General features: G+C 44.1%; 13 protein-coding genes. 4 read left to right on the top strand and 9 right to left on the bottom strand.

Features of this window, described 5'->3' with window-relative positions; all coding sequences use genetic code 11:
• Positions 1 to 695: 695 nt before the first annotated feature.
• Complete coding sequence (locus QUB39_RS05955; protein ID WP_333056675.1) at positions 696 to 1700, top strand: phosphoribulokinase; 1005 nt, start codon at positions 696 to 698, stop codon at positions 1698 to 1700.
• 91 nt (positions 1701 to 1791) lie between these two features.
• On the opposite strand, the gene QUB39_RS05960 is transcribed toward QUB39_RS05955, so the two are convergent.
• The 3 genes from QUB39_RS05960 to QUB39_RS05970 are packed head-to-tail and all read right to left on the bottom strand — an operon-like array spanning position 1792 to position 4896.
• On the bottom strand, positions 1792 to 2988 hold the full coding sequence (locus QUB39_RS05960; protein WP_333485027.1) for a 5-methylcytosine restriction system specificity protein McrC: 1197 nt from the start codon (positions 2986 to 2988) through the stop codon (positions 1792 to 1794).
• Between the two features lie 52 nt (positions 2989 to 3040).
• On the bottom strand, positions 3041 to 4684 hold the full coding sequence (locus QUB39_RS05965) for an AAA family ATPase (RefSeq protein ID WP_333485028.1): 1644 nt from the start codon (positions 4682 to 4684) through the stop codon (positions 3041 to 3043).
• A gap of 41 nt (positions 4685 to 4725) precedes the next feature.
• Positions 4726 to 4896, bottom strand: coding sequence for a hypothetical protein (locus QUB39_RS05970; protein ID WP_333056672.1), 171 nt, complete (start codon positions 4894 to 4896; stop codon positions 4726 to 4728).
• A 58-nt stretch (positions 4897 to 4954) separates the two neighbouring features.
• Between QUB39_RS05970 and QUB39_RS05975 the strand changes: the two genes are divergently transcribed.
• The gene (locus tag QUB39_RS05975) at positions 4955 to 6607 is read left to right on the top strand and encodes an FAD-dependent oxidoreductase (RefSeq protein WP_333485029.1); all 1653 of its coding nucleotides are present in this window, start codon (positions 4955 to 4957) and stop codon (positions 6605 to 6607) included.
• Between the two features lie 318 nt (positions 6608 to 6925).
• Here the strand turns inward: QUB39_RS05975 and QUB39_RS05980 are convergent, their stop codons facing one another.
• Together QUB39_RS05980 and QUB39_RS05985 are read right to left on the bottom strand one after the other, a co-directional pair.
• A complete protein-coding gene (locus tag QUB39_RS05980) occupies positions 6926 to 7300 on the bottom strand; it encodes a type II toxin-antitoxin system RelE/ParE family toxin (RefSeq protein WP_333056670.1) in 375 nt (124 codons plus the stop codon).
• A complete protein-coding gene (locus tag QUB39_RS05985; protein WP_333056669.1) occupies positions 7293 to 7628 on the bottom strand; it encodes a hypothetical protein in 336 nt (111 codons plus the stop codon). Before QUB39_RS05985 ends, QUB39_RS05980 begins: the two co-directional genes overlap by 8 nt.
• 160 nt (positions 7629 to 7788) lie before the next feature.
• On the opposite strand from QUB39_RS05985, the gene QUB39_RS05990 reads away from it, so the two are divergent.
• On the top strand, positions 7789 to 10635 hold the full coding sequence (locus QUB39_RS05990) for a valine--tRNA ligase (protein ID WP_333056668.1): 2847 nt from the start codon (positions 7789 to 7791) through the stop codon (positions 10633 to 10635).
• A 414-nt stretch (positions 10636 to 11049) separates the two neighbouring features.
• Positions 11050 to 11526: a hypothetical protein gene (locus QUB39_RS05995; protein WP_333056667.1), complete on the top strand. Its 477-nt coding sequence runs from the start codon at positions 11050 to 11052 to the stop codon at positions 11524 to 11526.
• Between the two features lie 154 nt (positions 11527 to 11680).
• Here QUB39_RS05995 and crtB read toward each other — a convergent pair whose 3' ends face one another.
• From crtB to QUB39_RS06015, 4 genes are all read right to left on the bottom strand, one after another.
• On the bottom strand, positions 11681 to 12610 hold the full coding sequence (gene crtB / locus QUB39_RS06000; protein ID WP_333056666.1) for a 15-cis-phytoene synthase CrtB: 930 nt from the start codon (positions 12608 to 12610) through the stop codon (positions 11681 to 11683).
• Between the two features lie 91 nt (positions 12611 to 12701).
• Positions 12702 to 14075: a 15-cis-phytoene desaturase gene (gene pds / locus QUB39_RS06005; RefSeq protein WP_333233707.1), complete on the bottom strand. Its 1374-nt coding sequence runs from the start codon at positions 14073 to 14075 to the stop codon at positions 12702 to 12704.
• 493 nt (positions 14076 to 14568) lie between these two features.
• Positions 14569 to 18060: an Eco57I restriction-modification methylase domain-containing protein gene (locus QUB39_RS06010; RefSeq protein WP_333485030.1), complete on the bottom strand. Its 3492-nt coding sequence runs from the start codon at positions 18058 to 18060 to the stop codon at positions 14569 to 14571.
• Between the two features lie 504 nt (positions 18061 to 18564).
• On the bottom strand, positions 18565 to 21990 hold the full coding sequence (locus QUB39_RS06015; protein WP_333485031.1) for a helicase-related protein: 3426 nt from the start codon (positions 21988 to 21990) through the stop codon (positions 18565 to 18567).
• Positions 21991 to 22060: the final 70 nt, after the last annotated feature.

Genomic DNA, 22060 nt, shown 5'->3' on the forward strand with positions numbered 1-22060 from the left:
TAGCCGAACGCCGCGCTCACCGAGCCCGCTTTGCGTTCGGCTGTTGACCTATAGCTATTGTTGTCTGCGTACTGCCAATATTTTACCCGATCGGGGGATCTGCCCCGATAAGTCGTTTTGATTGCCGATCGGTGATGGAGTGTGGCATCGGGCAACAAATAGCTCCTATTGACCGAAAGCAGCCAGGTACAAGATCCTGGATTTATGACTCCCAGGCTGACTGACGGGTCAATTCTACAATCTACAATCTAAAATCTAAAATCTAAAATCTATCGACGTTGAGCTTGTAGTGGGCGATCGCATTCTGGTAAGATCAACTACTAAAGTTAGTGTTAATAGATATTAGGATCTTATGCCCCAAGCAATCCCAAATGCCTTGTGCGATGGGATAGGGAGCTGCGTAGTTCAGCCCAGGCGGGTCAATCCGCTCGAAGTAAAAAAGAAAGGGGAGGGATTCACGCCTCCCATGTCATACATAAATGACTATACTTTTACAAGCTATTAATTACTTGCCTTGAAGATTGCTTGGGTCTTCCCGGGCAGGCAATCAACTCACTGCTGTATGCTGGTGAGAACTCGATGCTATCGCGGTAGCACAGCAGCACAAAGCCTGCTTGCCGCTACCTGCGGGCTGAAATTTTGTGGAATCTAGACTTGAGTTAGTTAGTAAACAGTGATTTTGTTAGAGGGAAACTATGACCAGTAAGCCGGATCGCGTGGTTTTAATTGGCGTTGCCGGAGATTCCGGATGCGGAAAATCTACTTTTTTACGCCGATTGACAGATTTGTTCGGGGAAGATTTCGTGACTGTAATCTGCCTTGACGACTATCACAGTCTCGATCGCAAGCAGCGCAAGGAAACAGGGATTACAGCCCTTGACCCCAGAGCTAACAATTTTGACCTGATGGCCGAGCAAATGAAGGCGCTCAAAGAAGGTCACGCGATCGACAAGCCGATCTACAACCACGAAACCGGTATGATCGACCCGCCCGAAAGGGTAGAGCCGAATCACGTGATTGTGATTGAGGGGCTGCATCCGCTGTACGACGAGCGAGTTCGATCGCTCCTCGACTTCAGCGTCTACCTCGACATCAGCGACGAAGTAAAAATTGCTTGGAAAATCCAGCGCGACATGGCGGAACGGGGCCACCGTTACGAAGACGTGCTGTTTGCGATCAATGCTCGCAAACCGGATTTTACCGCCTACATCGACCCGCAAAAGCAATATGCTGATGTGGTAATTCAAGTGTTGCCGACCAACTTGATCAAAGATGACAAAGAGCGGAAAGTTCTGCGCGTGCAGATGATCCAGCGCGAAGGCATCGCCAATTTCGAGCCTGCGTATTTGTTTGACGAAGGTTCAACAATTAACTGGGTTCCTTGCGGCCGCAAGCTGACTTGTTCCTATCCCGGAATTAAGATGTACTACGGGCCAGATGCTTTCTACGGTCACGAAGTCTCGATTTTGGAAGTAGATGGTCAATTCGAGAATCTCGAAGAAGTTATTTACATCGAAAGCCATTTGAGCAAGACTTCTGCGAAGTATGAAGGCGAGTTAACTCACCTGTTGCTCCAGCACCGCGAATATCCTGGTTCTAACAATGGAACTGGTTTGTTCCAAGTGTTAGTCGGATTGAAGATGCGGGCGACTTACGAGAAGTTGACTGCGAAAGAAGCGAAAGTGGCTATGAGTGTTTAGAACGCAGACATGAAAGATTTGAGAGGCGCAATTGCGCCTCTTTTTTTGTGGAGAAATGAACCGCAGAGGGCGCAGAGGGCGCAGAGTAGAGTTAGGGGAGGGTGTTTGGAAGTAGAGAGGTTAAGAAGGTTTTTCCGGCTTCATTCAGGTCGCTATCTAGGGAAAAAGTTAGACTGCGAACTCGGATAGCGCCATGTTTTATGTCTAGTCGCGTTGTGAGGTCTTGCGGGTAAACGAGAATTGCATTTTGGCAATTTAAGGCATTTGCGTAAGCAACTATTTGATGAATGTCATTATTGGCTACTTTATCGGGAGCTTTGTATTTTGTATCGAGGACGTATTGGACTTTTTTTGTTTCACTATCGCCTAGGAGTAAGTCAATGCGATCGAAATAGTTTTGGTCATGTGTGACTCGGTGTTGTTGTTTGACAAAAAAGCCTTTTGGTGTATTTTCTTTGAGCCATTCAGCGACAAATTGTTCATATAAATTGGCCATGTCTATGAGAAAAGGGAGCATTTCGCGATCGCCAGTTTCGTGACTCGGCCCTGTGTTATCTAAAAAGAATCGACATAAGGCGTGTAAAAGTTGATAATCTTGATTCAAACGATGATAATTTCTATCAATACAAGCTTCGGATTTAAAAGGTTTTAATGTAACAAATCCTTGGAGTGCGTGAAAGGCTTTTCGCACAGTGGATGAAACAGATTCACGGCAGAAACCGCTGCGGCCAATGATGAAAAGTGTCCAAGCGAGTATTTGATTGTCTTCGATGTCGCCTGTTTGTTCGTTATAGTGGCATTTTAGTTTAACATCCCAAGGTTTTTGCAGGGCTGACCGCAAATCGACACGGCCGCGAATGTAGGCGAGTCTTTCTGTTTTGGATAAGTAATCGCGATATAATCCTTTGCGACAGCGTTCTATAATTTTTTGGGCAAGAATGTTAGCTAATCTCTCGTAAGTTTCTTGTAAAGATTGGCACTGAATCGACCCTTGGGGAAATTTTATCTTAAGGTTGTAGGCATAGTCAAGCATTCCGAAGAGGTTGTTTATGGGAACCTTGGGGCGGATGGCGATGTGAAATTCTGGAGTGATGGGAATGTTGCCAACTCTGCCTTTAGATTTTAAGTGCCATTGATATTTTGTTTTAAAGTTGGGAAATTCTATCTCGATTTCCTTGGCATAATTATGGTATATTTTCTGTCCTACTGATTCGGGGATTGAGTCTTGTTCAAAAATTGCTAATTGATATTCTGTAAGTTCGATAATTCGTCTGGATTCTGGTTTCATAATTGTGGTGGATGCAGGCCACTGTCTCGGCGTTAATGACGGCGTTAGATTGTCAATAGCCCAATTTTGTCTTGATATTATCCCAGAGAAACTCATCCATTTTTTCCAGGTTATCAAAGAAGTATTCTTCGAGGTATGGCTCGATTTCCATTTGCCAAATATCTTGGATATCTTCAGCTAAGGTTTTTGTCAAAAAGAAGGAGATGCCTAGTTCATAGTGTTTGTTGTTAATTGCCACATTTATATCTTTTAAAATACCAATTAAGCGATTTAATCTAGCAATGGGAAAACCTGTTTGCCATGTTTTGTGATAGTGACGCAAGACTTTATAGTTAGGAGATAGGGGGATAAATGCGAAGCGGCGGCGGAGTGCGTTATCAACTAAGGCTATAGAGCGATCGGCCGTATTCATTGTACCGATGATGCAGACATTTTTAGGTATTGTAAATTGTTGGCCGCTGGCTAGTTTAACAGTGCGATCGCGATCGTCCAGCAAATACATTAATTCTCCAAATACCTGAGATAAATTTGCACGGTTAATTTCATCAATAATGAGAACGCAAGTGTCTTCACGGGCTTCGGCTTGTTTGCAAAATTCTAGGAATCTGCCGGGAACTAGGGGATAAGTTAATCCTCCATCTTGACTTTGCGGACGGATGCCTTGAATGAAGTCTTCATAAGTATAAGCTGGATGAAATTGAATAATGTCTGAAAAGCCGTCACCGCCACCGATTAAGTATTGGGCGAGTTTTTGAGCTAGGAAGGTTTTTCCGGTTCCGGGCGGGCCTTGAATGATGGCTTGTTGCTTGCGGTTAATGGTGCGTATCCAGCGGTTAATTTCAGATGTTTGAAAACCAGTTAGCTCCGAAATTTCTTCGAAATGGTAGGCTTGATTAAATTCTTTTTTATATAATAAAAAATATTCATTTACCAGCACAGATAAGTCATTCTCATAAAGATTAAATAATAAAAACAAGGGAAATATTTTTTTAAATGTTTGTGCTATTTTTGCGATTAACTGTTTAGCAGAATATCCTAATACCTCTGATGATTCTAGTGAGACAGCAACCTTAATGTTATTGACTTTAGGTGTGATTAATAAATTCTTGGGTATTTCTTGCCAACAAAAAATCTCTTCTAGCAAACTAAAAACAGATAGTGAATTTTCACTCTTTCCGAACCTAGAGTCTTCAATTACGTAATTATAAGAATGAACGTGGCGATTTAACTCGCAAAAAGTTTGATGGGGCAGCTTATATAATTCAAGCAATGTTTTCCAGGAATCACTTCTACATTGAGAGCTATAATTGTTAATTATATTTTTTAAACTTTTTATTTTTGAGTATAATCCAAAAGTGACTTTTTCAGGTTCAATATTTAGCATGAACTGCCCATAATCTAAAGAATTTATATCTCCCAGACCCAAAGCTACACTGTAGGATATTGATGGGACTCCTTGGAATAGAAGGAGAGAACCAAATTGGTCAATCCTGAAATTTATATAATTTTTGATAAAATCAGGTAACAGATATTCCACCTGGCTTAAAATATACTTTAAGGGATTTTCAACATATTTAAAGAAAACTTGTTTGTGTGTCCTGTAAAAATCCGATCTAGGGTCTTCATAAAAATCGGTCAATAGGTTAAATGTGTTCTCTGAAAAAGGGCATTCAGGATGTACAAAAACTTTTTCCATTTTTTCTGTATGTTTAAGGTGACTCAATTGTTGTTCTTAAATTATTGTAGCCGATCGCCCTTCCCGACACCAGATATCTGAGATACGATCGCACCCACCATCCTTACCCTCATCAATAGCCCTCCCAAACCAGTAACACTGGCAAAACCGCTAACAACAGTTCCCGGAAAAGTTAAAACTGTGTCGAAACAATCTAAACGTGCTATATTCAACTCCGTAAACCCTGAACTGCGCTTTCAGGTAATGCAAATTTATAAACGAGTCAACTGAATGCTCTCTACTTTCAAGAAATTAGCTTCAATTGCAATCATCTTTGCCGCCCTAAAACTTTTACTTAATTATCCGCCTTTCAGAGAAATAGAAAATTATATCGCAAATAGAAACCCAGCAAGTGCCACCTTAGACAATGGAACTCTGCAGCAAAAACCCAGCAGCCCGCCTCCGGTACTTCCCAAAAAACCACCAGAGCAAACCTTTGATGTAGTAGTGTATGGCGATGAAGTACCGGGGATATGTGCGGCGATATGGGCGAAGAAAACTTTAGGCCCAAAGGGCAAAGTTGCGATCGTGCGATCGACCTACGGAAGAGATCCTTTGGGCGGCTTACTTACCCGCGGCGGTTTAGCTTACATCGATTTAGATAAAATCCCCAATTGGCAACGCCAACCCTACGCCCAATGTTTTAAAGAATTCTTAGATAAAGCGAATGCGCGCGAATCTTGCTTAGACCCAAAAAGGGCAGATCAAGCTCTCAGACAAATGCTTTCAGCAGCAAAAGTCAGAGTTATTTCCAACTCAACTCTTACTCCCCACGTCGTAGATAAAAAAATCGAATATGCCCAAGTAAAAGGCAGTAGCTTAAGAATTAAAGCCAACTCTTTTATTGACGTAACTCAAGACGCTGAATTAGCCAGAAAAGCCGGATTATCTTATTATACAGGATATGAATCTCAAAATATAAAATCCAAAAATGAAACTTTAGCAGTCTCTGTAGTTCCGACAATTACAGGTATAACGATGTCCGAATTCCGCAGAATAGAAGATGACATTCTATACAATCGGCCTTTGGTAAAAAAGATTAAAGAAAGCATTACAAAATATAAAGATCCAGCCAGTACAAAATTCTGGCTGAAGAATTTTTGGAGTACGATTTATCAGCCATATACAGACGGCTACGACATCAGAAGTGTAGCTATAGGAGCAGCGTATCACATAGATAGAAATCTGCCCTTTAGTCAAAATAAAGGATTCTTTTTTGATAAAGGCAATGTCTGCGTTTATAACAAAAATGTGCTGTCCTGGAACGGGTTTCTGTTTAAATACCAAGTTGACCAAATCATGAAGATGGAAGCTAACGGCAGAAAACCGACTCCTGAGATGATTAAAGAAATGTCACATCTCCAACACTGGCTACAAAAGAAGTCGGGTAAAGATGTGAGAGTATTTATTCCAGACGAGATTTATATCAGGCAAAGTTTGAACGTTCGCGAGGTGGTAGATCCGCTAACGGGGAAGGAGATTATCAAAGGGGGAACAGCCACGTCCAAGTCGATCGGCAGTTTTTCCTACGATTTCGATATGCGGGGCGGAGTCAAGCATTTATCTACGAGAATTCCGCCGCTGCCAGTGTATAATTTCGGGATAGAAAGCGCTTTGGCTAGCAAAGTGAATAATTTAGCCATTGTCGGGCGATCGTCGGGTTATGTCGGTATGGCGGTATCTGTCGGGCGAATTGCGACGGTGAATATTTATCAAGGACAAGGTGTGGGCGTGGCGGCTGGTTTGGCTAGCAAGTTCGGCGTGCCGCTGAATTCGATTACTTCGGCTGAAACGAAAAAAACTCTGGAGACTTTAACGGGGAAAACGACGTATTTGTCGGGGAGAGATACGAGTTATGGGGTGGATTATAAGGAAGTGAAATAATCGACATATAGCAGTCGCCCGTGTTGCTAAACTATGTTAAACCAGGCCTACAAACTAGAAACTTTTGTTTAAGTTTGAGAACAAAAAACGCAATTCCTGGAGTTTGATAACTGTTATTCATTGCGATTCTTAATTATTGCAATTTGTTTTACCAGTAGGACTAAGGCAAAAAGAAAATCGGTTTCTCTGCAGAATCGTGGCTTTCTCCCAGAGAAGGCAGGTTTTGGATTAGGAATTTATGTCAAATAAGATATTAAAAGGATTTAACCACTGAAGATGTCGAAACCTCATATTCGACGGCGCAAGATTCCCCAACTCTTAGATATCCTCTCGATCTTCGCTCTGCTGCTGCTCGTATTCTGTAATAATGTTCTGAATATCCTCTGCTGCAATATCGACTTGTTCGGATTTGGTGTAAAGGGTCAGCAAAATGATTCCCGTTGCTGTTTGGACGTAGTAAATTAAACGGTATCCACCACTTTTACCTTTTTGAGTGTCGCTATTTCGGGCTCTCAACTTGAAGACTGCATAACCCACTCCAGCAATTCGATCTCCTGGCAGTTCTCCCCGTGTGAGTTGTTCGATAATGGGTTGAATATCATTGCGAATGCTGCGGTATTTTTTTGCAAGAGTGCGTAAATTGCGATTGAAGGTTGGTGAAACTATAACTTGAATTAAGGGCAAGTCAGTCATTTTCAATTCCTTCCCACATTTGAGCAACCGAAATGGTTTGCCCAGTCATGGCTTCGTGCCAAGCTTGCCGAAAATCTTGTATAAGCGCTGCTTTAGATTGGTTCTCTCCGTCAATTTCTGAGGGTTCTGGAATACTAAAAGAATTAGCAGGAGGCATCTCTTGGATTTCTGCTGAGAAAACCTCTGGCAGATTATTTGGCGAAATGATTACCCCCTGACGTTGCTTTTGGCTTAGAAACTCTATAAAACTCGCAACTAATGCCAGATGTTCTGGAGAAAGTCGATCGAGCCATCGATCGATTTGATGTCGAAGTGCTGCTACATTCATAATCCCATCAAACCTTTTAATTTTACCTTGATTTTAACGTAAACCCGCCCCGCCTGGAATATCGCTCTTCCCTCTGCCTCTGCGCCCTCTGCGGTTCAAACCTCTTCTCTTCCCCCCGCTGTGGCACAATCTTATATATAAAACCTGCACCCTCTCGCCAATGACCGCAAACCTACCCCCCCAATACGACCCCCAAGCCACCGAAGCCAAGTGGCAAAAATACTGGGAAGACAACCAAACCTTCAAAGCTGACCCCGAAAAAGGTGGCGAACCTTACTGCGTAGTTATCCCGCCGCCCAACGTCACCGGCAGCCTCCACATGGGACACGCTTTTGAAGAGACGCTGATTGATGTCCTCGTCCGCTATCACCGCATGACTGGACGCAATACCCTGTGGTTGCCGGGAACGGATCATGCTAGCATCGCAGTTCAAACTATTCTGGAAAAGCAACTCAAAGCAGAAGGCAAAACTCGCCACGATTTAGGTAGAGAAAAATTCTTGGAACGGGCCTGGGAGTGGAAAGCTGAATCGGGCAATACTATTACTAATCAATTACGCAGTTTGGGCGTGTCTGTTGATTGGTCGCGTGAACGCTTTACGATGGATGAAGGCTTATCCGCTGCGGTTTTAGAAGCGTTTGTCCGCCTGTACGATGAGGGGCTGATTTATCGCGGCAATTACCTGGTGAATTGGTGTCCGGCTAGTCAGTCTGCTGTGTCGGATTTGGAGGTAGACCAACAGGAAGTTGAGGGCCATTTGTGGCATTTCCGCTATCCTTTGACGGACGGTTCTGGTTATTTGGAGGTGGCGACGACTCGGCCGGAAACGATGTTGGGGGATACTGGGGTGGCGGTGAATCCACAGGACGATCGCTACAAGCATCTTATCGGTAAAACTGTCACTTTGCCGATCGCAAATCGCGAAATTCCCATCATTGCTGATGAGTTTGTCGATCCGACTTTCGGAACTGGTTGTGTCAAGGTGACACCCGCCCACGATCCGAATGACTTCGAGATGGGTAAGCGTCACAATTTGCCGTTTATTAACATCATGAATAAGGACGGCACTTTAAATGAAAATGCCGGAGAGTTCCAAGGACAAGACCGATTTGTTGCCCGGAAAAATGTGGTGCAGCGGTTAGAAACTGACGGGGTTTTGGTTAAAATAGAAGATTATAAGCATACTGTTCCCTACAGCGAACGCGGCAAGGTTCCGGTCGAACCTTTGATATCTACGCAATGGTTTGTGAAGATAGATCCTCTTTCTCAGCGTGCTTTAGAAGCATTAGATCAAAGTAACTCACCCGTCTTTGTTCCTGAGAGATGGACAAAGGTTTATCGCGATTGGTTGGTGAAGCTGAAGGATTGGTGTATCTCCCGCCAATTGTGGTGGGGACACCAAATCCCGGCTTGGTATGCTGTTAGCGAAACTAACGGCGAAATTACTGATACGACACCTTTTATAGTTGCGAAAACTGAAGCTGAAGCTAAGGAAAAAGCTACGGCTAAATTTGGTAATGACGTAGAGTTAGCCAGAGATCCAGACGTATTGGATACTTGGTTTTCGTCTGGGTTGTGGCCTTTCTCAACTCTGGGATGGCCTGACGAAACTAATGATTTGGAGTTTTACTATCCGACAACTACTTTGGTAACAGGTTTTGATATCATCTTTTTCTGGGTTGCTAGAATGACGATGATGGCAGGACATTTTACTGAAAAGATGCCTTTTGATACTGTTTACATTCACGGTTTGGTGTTGGATGAAAACGGTCAGAAAATGTCTAAGAGTAAAAATAACGGTATCGATCCGCTGCTGTTGATTGGTAAGTACGGTACTGATGCTTTGCGCTACACTTTGGTTAAGGAAGTGGTTGGGGCCGGTCAAAATATTCGCATGGAGTACGATCGCAAAACTGATGAATCGAAATCGGTGGAAGCTTCCCGGAATTTCACGAATAAGTTGTGGAATGCGGCGCGGTTTGTGATGATGAATTTGGAGGGACAGACGCCGCAACAATTGGGAATTCCTTACCCCCCCCAACCCCCCCTTACTAAGGGGGGGAGAGAAGAAGATTCCCTTGTTGAGGGGGGGAGAGAAGAAGATTCCCTTGTTGAGGGGGGGAGAGAGGAAGGGTTGGAATTGTGCGATCGCTGGATTCTTTCTCGCTACAATCAAGTTGTGCAGCAAAGCCGCAATTGTTTGGAAAATTACGGTTTGGGGGAAGCGGCGAAGGGACTTTATGAGTTTATTTGGGGCGATTTCTGTGACTGGTATATTGAGTTAGTCAAGTCTCGCTTGCAACAGGATGCTGAACCAAATTCTAAGAAAATGGCACAGCAAACTTTTGCTTTTGTGTTGGAAGGGATTCTGAAACTGCTGCATCCTTTTATGCCACACATTACTGAGGAAATTTGGCACACTCTGACTCAAACAGGTGATGGCGAATGTTTGGCTTTGCAAGCTTATCCTGAAGCTGATATCTCGCTAATTGATGCTGATTTGGAACAGCAGTTTGAGTTGTTGTTCGGTACAATTCGCACTATTCGCAATTTGCGGGCAGATGCTGATATCAAACCCAGTGTGAAGGTGACGGCGATTTTGCAAAGCGAAAGCGAGAAAGAACGCCAAATCATCTCAGATGGAGGTGTTTACATTCAGGATTTGGCAAAAGTCGAAAATCTGACAGTTACTGCTAGTTTGGATGCAGAACCCCCCCTTAATCCCCCCCTTGGTAAGGGGGGGCAAGGGGGGTCAATTGCTGGGGTTGTCGGTACTGTGCAAGTATTGATTCCCCTGGCTGGGGTGGTGGATTTGGCGGCTTTGCGTGCTAAATTAGAGAAGAAGTTGAGCAAGGTGGAAGCTGAAATTAAGCATAGTGCGGCGCGCTTGACTAATCAGAAGTTTGTGGATAAGGCTACTCCTGATGTGGTTCAGGGGGCGAGGGATGCTTTGGCGGAAGCCCAAAAACAAGCGGAAATTTTGCGCGATCGGCTAAAGTTGTTTTAAGGAGTCATTAGTCGCGGGTGGGGTGAGAAACCGGGTTTCTACGAATTTTTCGGTTGAGTAACGAAAAATATTGAAAGAAACCCGGTTTCTGAGGAGATTATCATTTTTATTAGGCTGGGCGATCGCTGTATAAAAACATCCCAAAATCCCGTAGGGGCGGGTTAACCAGCCATCTATGAAATACACAAACAATCTCGTAAACCCGCCCTCTCCTCAGCCATTATTTACATCACAATTTTACCTCTAAATTCATCGTACATTTTTATTGTTGGTGGGCGGGGGCGGGTTTATAGTATTATTGATGTTTACCATAAATGGTTGGCGAACCCGCCCCTACAAATTTGGTTTCAATAATAGAACCAATTGTGCTAACACGGGCAATTAATCACCAATTACCAATTACTAATTACCCTCATGTTATATTTAGCCCAAGTACAAAAGAAGGAAATTTTAGGCGAGATAAGTCTGCAATTGCTGGCTTGCCAAAATTCTGATGATACTTGGGCTATGCTTTGTAAAGAAACTCTCTTGACAGTACCGTCAGATTTAGATCAAAATGTTTTAAATGAAGGAATGCTAGTATTAGCAAATGTTGACGAAAATAGCCAGGTTTTGCATATTCAAGCAGCTACAAACTGGGTACTACAATTAGTAGAAAAATATTTAACAACAGGTTTTACTCCCGATTTTTTGCAGCAAGAAGCCCAGAAAGCCGAAGATTGGCGGCAATCTCTCACTTTGCAGAGTCAAGAATTGTCTCGCCGCTTGATTGAAGTTGAAGCCCGCCGAGAACAAATTCAAAATTTAGAGGCAAAACTCCAGCAGGAAAAGCAATTGTTGGAAAGTTCGATCGCCCAATTGCCTATTCCGCCCGCTACTCCACTAATTTGACTTAAAATTTGATTTAAATTAACACACCAAACGTAGGAACACGGCACTACCGCGTCCCCACTAACCTAATATGCAATTTGCTGGACATCATATAATTTGTAACTTGACAAATACCCCTTACCAGTTGCTGAATCGCCAGCAATACGGCCCGCGACTAAAGCACTTTTGACTTCAGCCAAGCAGCGGGGAGACACCGCAGTTTCTGAGAATTGCTAACATAAGCGCGCTTCTGAAACACATCGTACTGATTGCGTTCGATCGCATTTAAGATTCTGCTGTAGAGCATTGTAGCAGCCCAAACAGTCCAGCGGATATCGGGACTGAGCACTTTGATTCCGGGTTCCGCGCTGGCGTATAATTTGCGAGCTCGCTGAATTTGAAACCGCATCAATTCCCGCCAGCGGTTGTCAATCACACCGTTGAATAAGTCTTCTTCGGTGTAGTTAAACAAGGCTAAGTCTTCTAAGGGAATGTAAATGCGGCCGCGACGGGCGTCTTCTCCGACATCGCGCAAAATATTAGTCAACTGCTTGGCAATACCCAGGGCTATCGCTTCTTCTTTGGGAATTCTATTCCCCCAGTGCCAATTCCAGTTAGCAGCGGAGTTCGATTCGCCTACACCCATGACAGACATCGACATCAGCCCTACAGTACCCGCTACTCGATAACAGTAAAGATTGAGCTCTTCAAAAGTTTCGTAGCGGCTGCGGTACAAGTCCATTTGCTGGCCCGCAATCATCTCTCGAAACGGCCCAATGTCGATCGGGAAACGAGACAGCGTATCCACCAACGCTACGTCGTAGTCGTCGTGAGGATGGCCGGCAAACACCGATTCTAGCCGTTTTTCCCACAGATTGAGGGTTTCAGGGGTCGTTGCATCAGAACCCGGCCCGTCTACGAGTTCGTCGGTGCGGCGGCACCAGACGTAAATCGCCCAAATCGCCCGACGCTTGGCTTCGGGCATGAGTTGAGTGCCTAAATAAAAATTTTTGGCATAACTCGCCGTGACTTGGCGGCACAGTTCGTAAGAGTCATCCACAGAAGCCAGAGTTCTCATGCACTGGAGTTTTGACAGTTGCAGCATCCGAGAATAAGAAATTTAAAGATTAGAACTGATTTTCCCCCGTTTAGAAAACGGGAGATTTTTTACGTCTTTATGAAAAATTCTTAATTTTTCATTTGTTATTGGCCGTCGAAATAGCCTGCGCTGTCAGCTTACCAGAAAGCACGGCACCTTCCATACTCGCAAGATAACGCTGCATCGTATAATCCCCCGTTAGATAGAAATTGCTAATGGGAGTTGTTTGTGTGGGACGGCACTGCTGGCGTCCGGGAGTTGCTTTGTAGACGGAACGAGGGGTTTTGACTACGTGATATTTGAGCAGTTTGGCTGGTTCTGGGATTTGATCGGGAAAGAGTTTTTCTAACTCGACCATTGTGGCTGCGACGATATCTTCGTCAGATTTGCCTATCCAGTCTTTGGCCGGTGCTAAAACCAGTTCCAGCATAGATTTGTCTGGGTTGGCATATTCGCGGCAGGTGTTGCTCATGTCGGCGTAGACGCTCAGCAGGGGCGATCGCGAGAACAGCAAATGGTCGATGTCAGTTAATTTGCGATCGAACCACAAGTGTACATTAATGACGGGTACTCCCTCCAAACCTTCGAGCTGTTTGAAATAATCCATTTCGCCCCAAGGTTTCGGCATCATCAGCTTCAGCGGGTCAACCGGCATCGCGGAAACGTAAATATCGGCCGTCAGAATTTCTGACTCTGCCCCTTTTACTCCCCGAATCTGGAACCCGCGCACCGTGTTGTCATCGTTGAGCAAAAACTCCCCGATGGGTGCATTCAGCCGTACTTCACCACCGCGCTCAGTTATGTAGTCTACCATCGGCTGACACAACCTCTCTGTGGGGCTACCGTCTAAAAAGGCCATTTTCGAGCCGTTTTTCTCTTGCAGGAAGCGGTTGAGGGCTGTCAGCAGTATGGTTGCCGATATTTCGTGGGGGTCAATGAAATTGAGCGCCTTGGACATGGCGATGAATACTTCTTTTTCGACTCTGGGGGGGACGTTTTGCTTTTTCAGCCAGTCGGAAAACGAGTATTTGTCCATTGCTTCGACATAGTTTTGACCCTGAAGCATCGCCGGAATCAAACCTATACCGAAGCGGATTTTTTCGGGCCAGGTGAGCATATCGTTGTTGCTCAAGATGGCTGCGACGCCGTTGAAGGGGGCAGGAAGGTCGGGAAAGTCAAAGCGGGAATAGGTTCCGGGGGTTTCCGGCTGATTGAAAATCATCGAGTGCTCTTTCCATTGCAGCCTGTCTTCAATGTCAAGTTCTTTGAAGAGTTGGAGCATATTCGGGTATGCACCGAAGAAGATGTGGAGGCCGGTTTCATACCAGTCGCCATCTGCATCTTTCCAGGCGGCCACTTTGCCGCCGAGTACGTCCCGACTTTCTAGGATGATGGGGGTGTGGCCCGCGTCGGTAAGATATTTAGCGCAGGAAAGTCCTGCTAAGCCTGCTCCGGCGATCGCAACTCGCATTTGATACTACTTGGCCTCTGTGTTCGCTTCGTTTTCATTATACTTTACAACTCGTTACAATATTTTGGGAAATCTGTAGGGACAAGGAACTGCCCATAGGTGTCAACCAACACGTTAAACCCGACTGTCCGACAGTCTTCGCGCCTACCCGACAGTCCGGCAAGGGTTGAAACCCCTGCCTCAAAGCAAAAGTCCTCTCAAAGAGGACTAATGAGTTCTTCAGTCCTCTTTCAGAGGACTTTCGCTATAAGCCCCGTGGAATTCATTCCCTGGCGGACTGCCGGGTAAGCGAGAAGACTGGCGGAGGAAAGAGGACACCGCACCGTGCTCTTTCCCTACCGCAAAATCCTCAATTTTCATGCACGAAATATGTAACTACCCCCCCTATTATTTGTAGGGAAACGGCACTGCCGTCTCCTCTTCTTTCCCCTGCAAACGTGGGATCTACTTCCTGTCCCCCCCTTCTTAAGGGGGGTTAGGGGGGATCTCCGGGTTATGCTGCAAAGGTGCGATAGGCCGCTAATGCTGCTTGTTTGACGGCTTCGGGGACAATGGGAAAAGTAGTCAAAATATACGCAAATTCGGCTTCCGTTAATCCGTAAAGGTGGGCGATGATGCCGTCTAATTCGGCTCGCAATTGAGCGCGTTCTGTTTCATCGGTAACGCCTTCTCGGTGGGAGTTTAAGCCGACTTCTTGGGCTAATTCGTCAAATTCTGGGGCCGTGCAGATGAGTTTGGCGGCGCGCTGTACGATGTCGGTGAAGTATTTGTCACCTGATGTTAATCGCGGTACAGGTGTCTGGTAAATATAAAACATATTGATATTAGCAGACACCATTTGACGAATGTAAAAATCTAGCACCCAAGAATTAAGGAGCGCTTGACATAAAATAGTTTCATTGTTTGAGATTTTGTCCATCCCTGATGAAACTAACATTGAATTTCCACAAAATACTTTTTGGGGAATAGCACTTACAATAATGGTTCTACTGTCAGTATTCCGAGCTATAGCTCTCAAGCCTAAACGGTAACACTGATAATCTAATTGTTGACCATTATCTATACCATTCCTTCCCAATAAAGCTTTTCTCGCTTCCGCTTCATCCACCCAATACCTCGGTTCAGCATAGAGATGAGTAAACTGATGAATCATCTTACCTTCATAAAGTGGCAGTCTCCCTTTCCCTGGTTCTTGCTTGAATAAATGACTATCATTCGTCATGTCAAATTCACGAGTTAACCGCAGATTCCATTTCCCCTTAATCTGTTCGCCCAGTAAAGGGAATTGCAGCATTTTTTCAGCAATGCGAATATCTCCTTCATTTTTAAACTCCATCACCGAGAGAGAGTCAGGAGACAACTTCCGCACTAATTGAATACTAATTTGCAAGCTATCAGCACTAGGAAACCTTTGCAGCTCATCCACATCAACACGCATAAAAGCTGACGGAAACTCAGTTGTTATCCCATCCTTCTCAAAAGTAAGAACAACTATTTTGAAACTCTTATGAACTCCTTCAAAAATTGTTTTCCGATTTTCTAAACAAAATAACCCCGTGACTTTGGTTTGACTAAATAACATCTCCCGCAGTTGCTTAGTACCCAAGTCAGTGTAAATTCCGCTAGGAATCACAATCCCGCACTCGCCACCGCTGCGTAAGAGATTCAAACATTGCTCTACAAAAAGTTTATAGAGGTTAATATCCGTACCTGCTTTTTTACCATTGACAATCGAAATCTGATTTTTGTACTGTTCCGCTGAACGATAATAAGCACTGATATGAGGAAAATTGCTCTGATATTCCAACCAAGCATTAGAAACATCAATATCTTGCAGGAGTTTCTTTTGCTCTTTCTCGAAACTCTTAATATCCATCTTCTTTTTCGTCACCAAATTGCTATAACTAGCAAAAAACTCCTTAGCATCTGGCTTAAAAATTTCCCAAGGCGGATTAGTAATAATCGCATCAAAACCGCCCCGTTGATGCAAAATCTCATCAAACTCATAGCCCCAGTGAAAAGGCTTCAAAGCTTCAATATCAGCGAGAGTCAGGGGACGCTTAATCGGCTTACCGCTAATCTGTGCTTGTTCAAACTTAATTTTTAACTGCTTGAAATCTTCCAACAAAATCTTATTAATATTTTCGATAGCCGGCGCTTTCTTTTCGGCAATTTCATCTCGTAAACTCTGCAAGTTTTGGCTATAGGTAGTCGCATGACGGTAAATAGAAATCAGACGGTTTTTCTCCTCCAATACTTGTCTGTATGTCTTGTGAAACAAATTTAACTGAGTTCCACTTCCTTCATATTCTGCGTCATCCACCCGAAGTAATCCAATTAAGGAATTGCCCGCCATGATGTTAAAATCAATATTCGGCAACGGTTCCAAGTCGTTGACATTCTGCGCCGCCGAAACTAAGGCTAAAAACAGTCGCAATTTGGCAATTTCCACTGCTTCCGGCATGATATCCACGCCGTAGAGGTTATCGCTAATAATCCGTTTTTTGATATAGTAGTTAAGTGATGAATGCTCTTTTTCGATGTCTTTTAAGTAGTCATTGAGGTAACGATCGTTTAAAAACTTGCTTGTACCGATGACTGTTGAATAGATGTAAATCAGCGTTTTCATCGCTGCGACTAAAAACGCGCCGGAACCGCAGGCTGGGTCTAATAATGTTAGGTTTGGGAGGATTTCTGTTAGCAGGCTGCGGCAGAGATTGGCGTCGAGATTGGTGAGGAGTTCGGTGATTGTTTCAAAGTGGGGAGAAGAACCCCCCCGGCCCCCCTTGCTAAGGGGGGAGAAAGAGTTGGATGCGTTGTCTTGTTGATGAAGAGATCCCCCCCGGCCCCCCTTAGTAAGGGGGGAGAAAGAGTTGGAGGAAGAGAGATTATTAACTCTATCGAGAATTAGTTTGTTGATTGTGCGATCGCACAAATATTCAGTAATCTCCGGCCTGGTATAATAAGCACCAAAGGCTTTTTGGTTAATGTATTTCTCAAAGATGTATCCCAAAACCGCCGGATTAATTTCGTTTTCCTTCCCGCCCACTGTATCGTCAAGATTCCAAGAATAGGCTGCAAATAAATTAAATATTTTCTCAAAAGCAGCATCGGGTATGGCGATATTCGGATAATTTTGTTCGATGGGATGTTCGAGAAACAGTCCCCCATTCAAATATTTAACATCGCCGATTAATTCTTTAACGCCTTCCTCCCGCAAATCGAGAGGTTTAGCAAATCCCTCAAAAAACAGTGTTTTCAAGAATTGCGAATAAAATAAATCCGTTCCCCGCTGCTTGCTTTCGGCTAACTTTTCCTGCAAATACATCAATTTTTGATTGTCGATAAATCCTTTGCGCTGCAAAAAATAAACAAACATCAAGCGGTTGAGTAAAACCGAAGTATACCAGCGCCTATCTGTTTCTTTGTCAATGCCGCGAATCACACTTAAAAATTCAACGTGTTGCTGTTTAAACTCTTCAAAAAACTTTTTAGTTACTCGTTCGACATCCAAGCCAGCCTGCAATCTTTGGGCGACATCAATCACCGAAAGCGTTTCTAATTCTTCTAAATCAACCTTTAAAGCTGTCACTTTACTCAGTAGCAAATCGCAAGGTTCCCGTTTCACGTATACATGATCGCGGGGATAAAGTTTTGTACCTTCGCGCTTTACCCAATACCAGAGACATTTGGTGCGATTTTCATCAATAAAAATCAATAGATTTTCGGCAGAAATTTGGACAATTTCGCGATAAATCGTCAGTCTTTCGGCGCTGTTGGGGATATTTCCGCTATCGGCGATAATTTCATATACAACTACTCCGTTAAGTTGGGCGATGGCTTTTCGGGAATAAGTCTCGCCTTCTATTTCTACAGATACGGTTTTGTGGGATGATGGATTATCCCAACCGAGTTTTTGGACGAATAATTTGTTGAATTCAAAGTCTTGGAGAAGTTCGCGGGATTCTTTAAGTGTTTGTGGCATGGTTATATATGAAGGAATAAGGGAGAACTCTAGTAGGGACACGGCATCGTGCCCAAGGCGTGTCAACTTAACGTTAAACCGAGAGTCAGATAGTCCGACAGTCCGACAGTCCGACAGTCCGACAGGGAATGAATTCCCTGTCTCAAAGCGAAAGTCCTCGCTATGAGGACTGAGAAGAAAATTTTTCAATTCATCAGTCGTCTTTAGACGACTTTCGCTATTAGACAGGGAATTCATTCCCTGGCGGACTAGCTGGATGGTGAGAGGAATGGCGGACTGACAGCTTTCTCCTGAAACAAGCCTAAAGAACAAATAATCATCGGTTCCCGTTTGTCTTCGTCTTCATTGGTGTCAACTTAAGGCTAAACCCGCAGTCCGACAGGGGTTGAAACCCCTGTCTCAAAGCGAAAGTCCTCTTAAGAGGACTGAGAAGAAAAATTTTCAATTCATGAGTCGTCTTTAGACGACTTTCGCTATTAGACAGGGAATTCATTCCCTGGCGGACTAGCTGGATGGTGAGAGGAATGGCGGACTGACAGCTTTCTCCTGAAACAAGCCTAAAGAACAAATAATCATCGGTTCCCGTTTGTCTTCGTCTTCATTAACTATACACAAACGGTCATCCATCCGCAAACCCACGACTAATTCGGCTAATTGTCGATCGCCAATCCCGCTTTTTAACTGCCGATTTAACGTGTCAATTGCCGACTGGCGCAGGGGATAGCGGTAAATTTCATCGATTGCTTTTGACAATTCATCGGATGCAAATATTGTACCATTCATTTCCTTAAAGTAACTCTTCAAACGTTCGTATGTTCGGAACCGGGCCCCGGAAGGCCTGCCCAATTGTCCGCCCGCAGTTAACTCTTCTTCTGCTATCAACTCTGCACCTTTTGTGACTAATTCGTGATGCTGTTTGTCTCTGGGAATTGCTGGTGTCGCTTCCTCGCAGGCTGCAATTCTGAGGATGCCGAGTTGCGATTGACTAACGCTATTGCCATCGCGATCGACCCAAATTAACGAATCATTTCCCTCGGCGGTTTTCATGTACAATAAAACGCCTTCTGGTTGCAAGGGTGCGGGAGTATGATTGCGAGTTGAATAAACTACATTTGGCATTGACTCAATGGTTTTTTTCAAAATTGGGTTGTTGTCCGTGGCATTTTTCCAAATTTGAAAAGCTTCGGATGTTAAGTCAACTTCGGCATCTTCTTCGCCATCTAAAATTCCTGATTTTTCATTGTAAATATCGAGAATGACTTGAGGTGAGTCATCCTCAAAAAATGTTTCATCAGTTCCGACGACTTCGGCATTTTCTTGCAAGCGTCGGCGCAGTCTTTCGCGCAGATTGATAATGCGATCGACTCCTTCGTCTGGCAAAAACGAATAGCACAAAATGCGATCGGCTTTTTGACCGATTCTGTCCACTCTTCCCGCCCGCTGAATTAACCGAATAATTGCCCAAGGTAAGTCATAATTAACGATAATCGCACTGTCTTGTAAGTTGTGACCTTCACTCAGGATATCGGTGGCAATTAAGATTCGCAATTCTCGTTCTGGGGAGATTTTGTCACGCTTACCGTTGCTAGTCGGACTAAACCGAAATGTGAGTTCGGTGGGGTCTTTTGATTTACCTGTCACCGCTGCAGCGCCCGCAATATTTAGCTTAGTTAAATTATCAGTTATATAGCGGACTGTATCGGCAAACTGAGTAAAAATTAATACTTTCTCATGGGGGTGAGTTTCTGTGAGCAATTTCACCAAAGCAGCTAACTTTTCATCGGGTTGAGAATGCCATTTACCGCAAGTTTGCAAGACTTCTATCAGACAGCGGGCATCTTCTAGCAAATCCCGTCTTAACTTCTTGGTATCAAAAAAGTCTGATTTGAGCCATTTAAACCTGCGTTGATAGCGCGTTTTATATTCTTGATAAACTACTTCGGCCCGCTGTTTAAAACTCTTTTCGCTTGACAGCAATTCTGCTTCAATATCTAAATTTTCGCCCGCATCATCTTCGATTTCTTCGCTTTCAAAACTGCTAACCACCACTGAATCAGCATCTTCATCGCTGTTGCGGGTATCCAACAATTCTGCATCCTGGGTGCCGATCGGAATATCGGAGTTTTGGTCGATCGCATATAAGTAGATAAAATTCCGCAGGATGTGGCGCTCGATCGACTGAATAAAGGCACTACCGCTGCTTTCTAGCCGTTTAAACAGGTTTGTCCGCGAAAATCCCATTAATCGGCGACCCCCACGGAATAAGGCATTTAACTGCCGCTGTTCTGCTTCAGTCGGCTGTTGTTTGGGTTTTTTGGCGATGTAATTTCCCAGCCCGTAACGCGGCAGATTTAGGGCATTGATGACTTCGACAATTTCCTCAAAGTCAAGCTGGGAGTTCGTTGCGGAAGTTTCCGAGGAAAACTTAATGGTTTTTGGAAGGCGATCGGGAAAATACGATCGCGTGCGATCTACAAATTCTAAATATTTGCGCTTCTTCTCTGCGTCAGTTTCCGCATAATTTTCTTTGATAAACGAGCGAGTGCGCCTCACCATGTAGTGCTTCATCAAATCTCGCCAATCATCAGGATGTTCGCTTTTTTCAAAAGCAGCCAAAGAGCGCACGGAACATTGATGCCGCTTAATAAATTCTAACTCTCCTTGACTGCCTCCGCCCAATTGATTGAGCAAAGCTTCGGGCCGCAATCCTAAATTTTGGTCTTCAGGAATAAACAGCCGCAACTGAGAAGATAAATCTAAATAGGTTTTGTTGTAGGGAGTTGCTGAAAGCAAAATACATTTACTTTCGTTGATTGCAATATATTCTTGAATCGCTCGATATCGCTTGCCTTCGCGGTTTCTGAGGTTGTGACTTTCATCAATTAACACAACTCGATAGCGGCGCAATTCTGGCAATTCTTGCTGTACCAGACTGATGGATAAGACTTTTGCCAGCAGGCGATATTTGTCTGCATACTCTTGCCACATTTTTACCAAGTTTTTGGGACAAATAATCAGGGTGTCAAAGAAACAGTCTTCTTGTAAAATTTTGGCGATCGCAGTTCCGACTAAAGTTTTACCCAACCCTACAACGTCGCCAATAATCACGCCTCCCCGTCTGGTAATGTGACGGGCGGCTAACTTAACGGCTTCTTCTTGAAATTTAAATAAACCCTTAAAATCGCGGGGAATCTGAAACTCAGCAATACCTGCGATCGCCTCGCGGGACAAATGATAGACTATGTTGAGATAGATGTGATAAGGTGGAATTAGTTCGGATCTCGCCCAACTGCGATCGATAATTTCTGCAAGTTCTTTAGAAATATCAACACAGCCGTATTCTTCCCAGCGATCGTCAAACCATTTTTGCAACTTATTACAAGCATCTGAATCTAAAATATCAATATTCAATTCCCCTTGTTTTGACAATCCCGATAAAGTCAGATTGCTGCTGCCCAAAAAACCGACGATCGGAGTGTTGGGATCGTGACGGTGAACGAGATAAAGCTTAGCGTGTAGGTGATAAGCTAAGAATAATTTAACAACAACTTTTCCAGTTTTAATCTGATAGCTTAACCTGCGTAATCCCTGCTCATCAATATCACTGGGAGCCCCTATCGTCAACTGGTGGCGGAATTCCTCAGCCATCCGTTTTTTGAGACGAATAATGGCATTATTGTCAATCCCCCCGTGATGGGAAATCAGGCTAAAACTAGCATTCAATTCATCGGCCGGCAAACTTTGCATTCCCACCAAAAGGCGACAGCAGGCTCCTTGGTTTCCCACATAAGCTTCGATTAAATCGCCAATTCTCCGCCATCCCCGAAGATTGAAATAGCCCACACAAAAATCTGCCCGATAGGAGAGTTTAATGGTGTCTCGCAATGCTGGTAGCAGCCGCAGTTCAATGTTGTCAAAAATGCGTGGCACTTGGTTTCCTCTGTGATGATTATTAGATCCCCGACTTCTTTAGGACTTACGAAAAAAACCCGGTTTCTTC

It is taken from the genome of Microcoleus sp. AT8-B5, assembly GCF_036705565.1.
In the GTDB taxonomy this organism is placed as follows: Bacteria; Cyanobacteriota; Cyanobacteriia; order Cyanobacteriales; family Microcoleaceae; genus Microcoleus.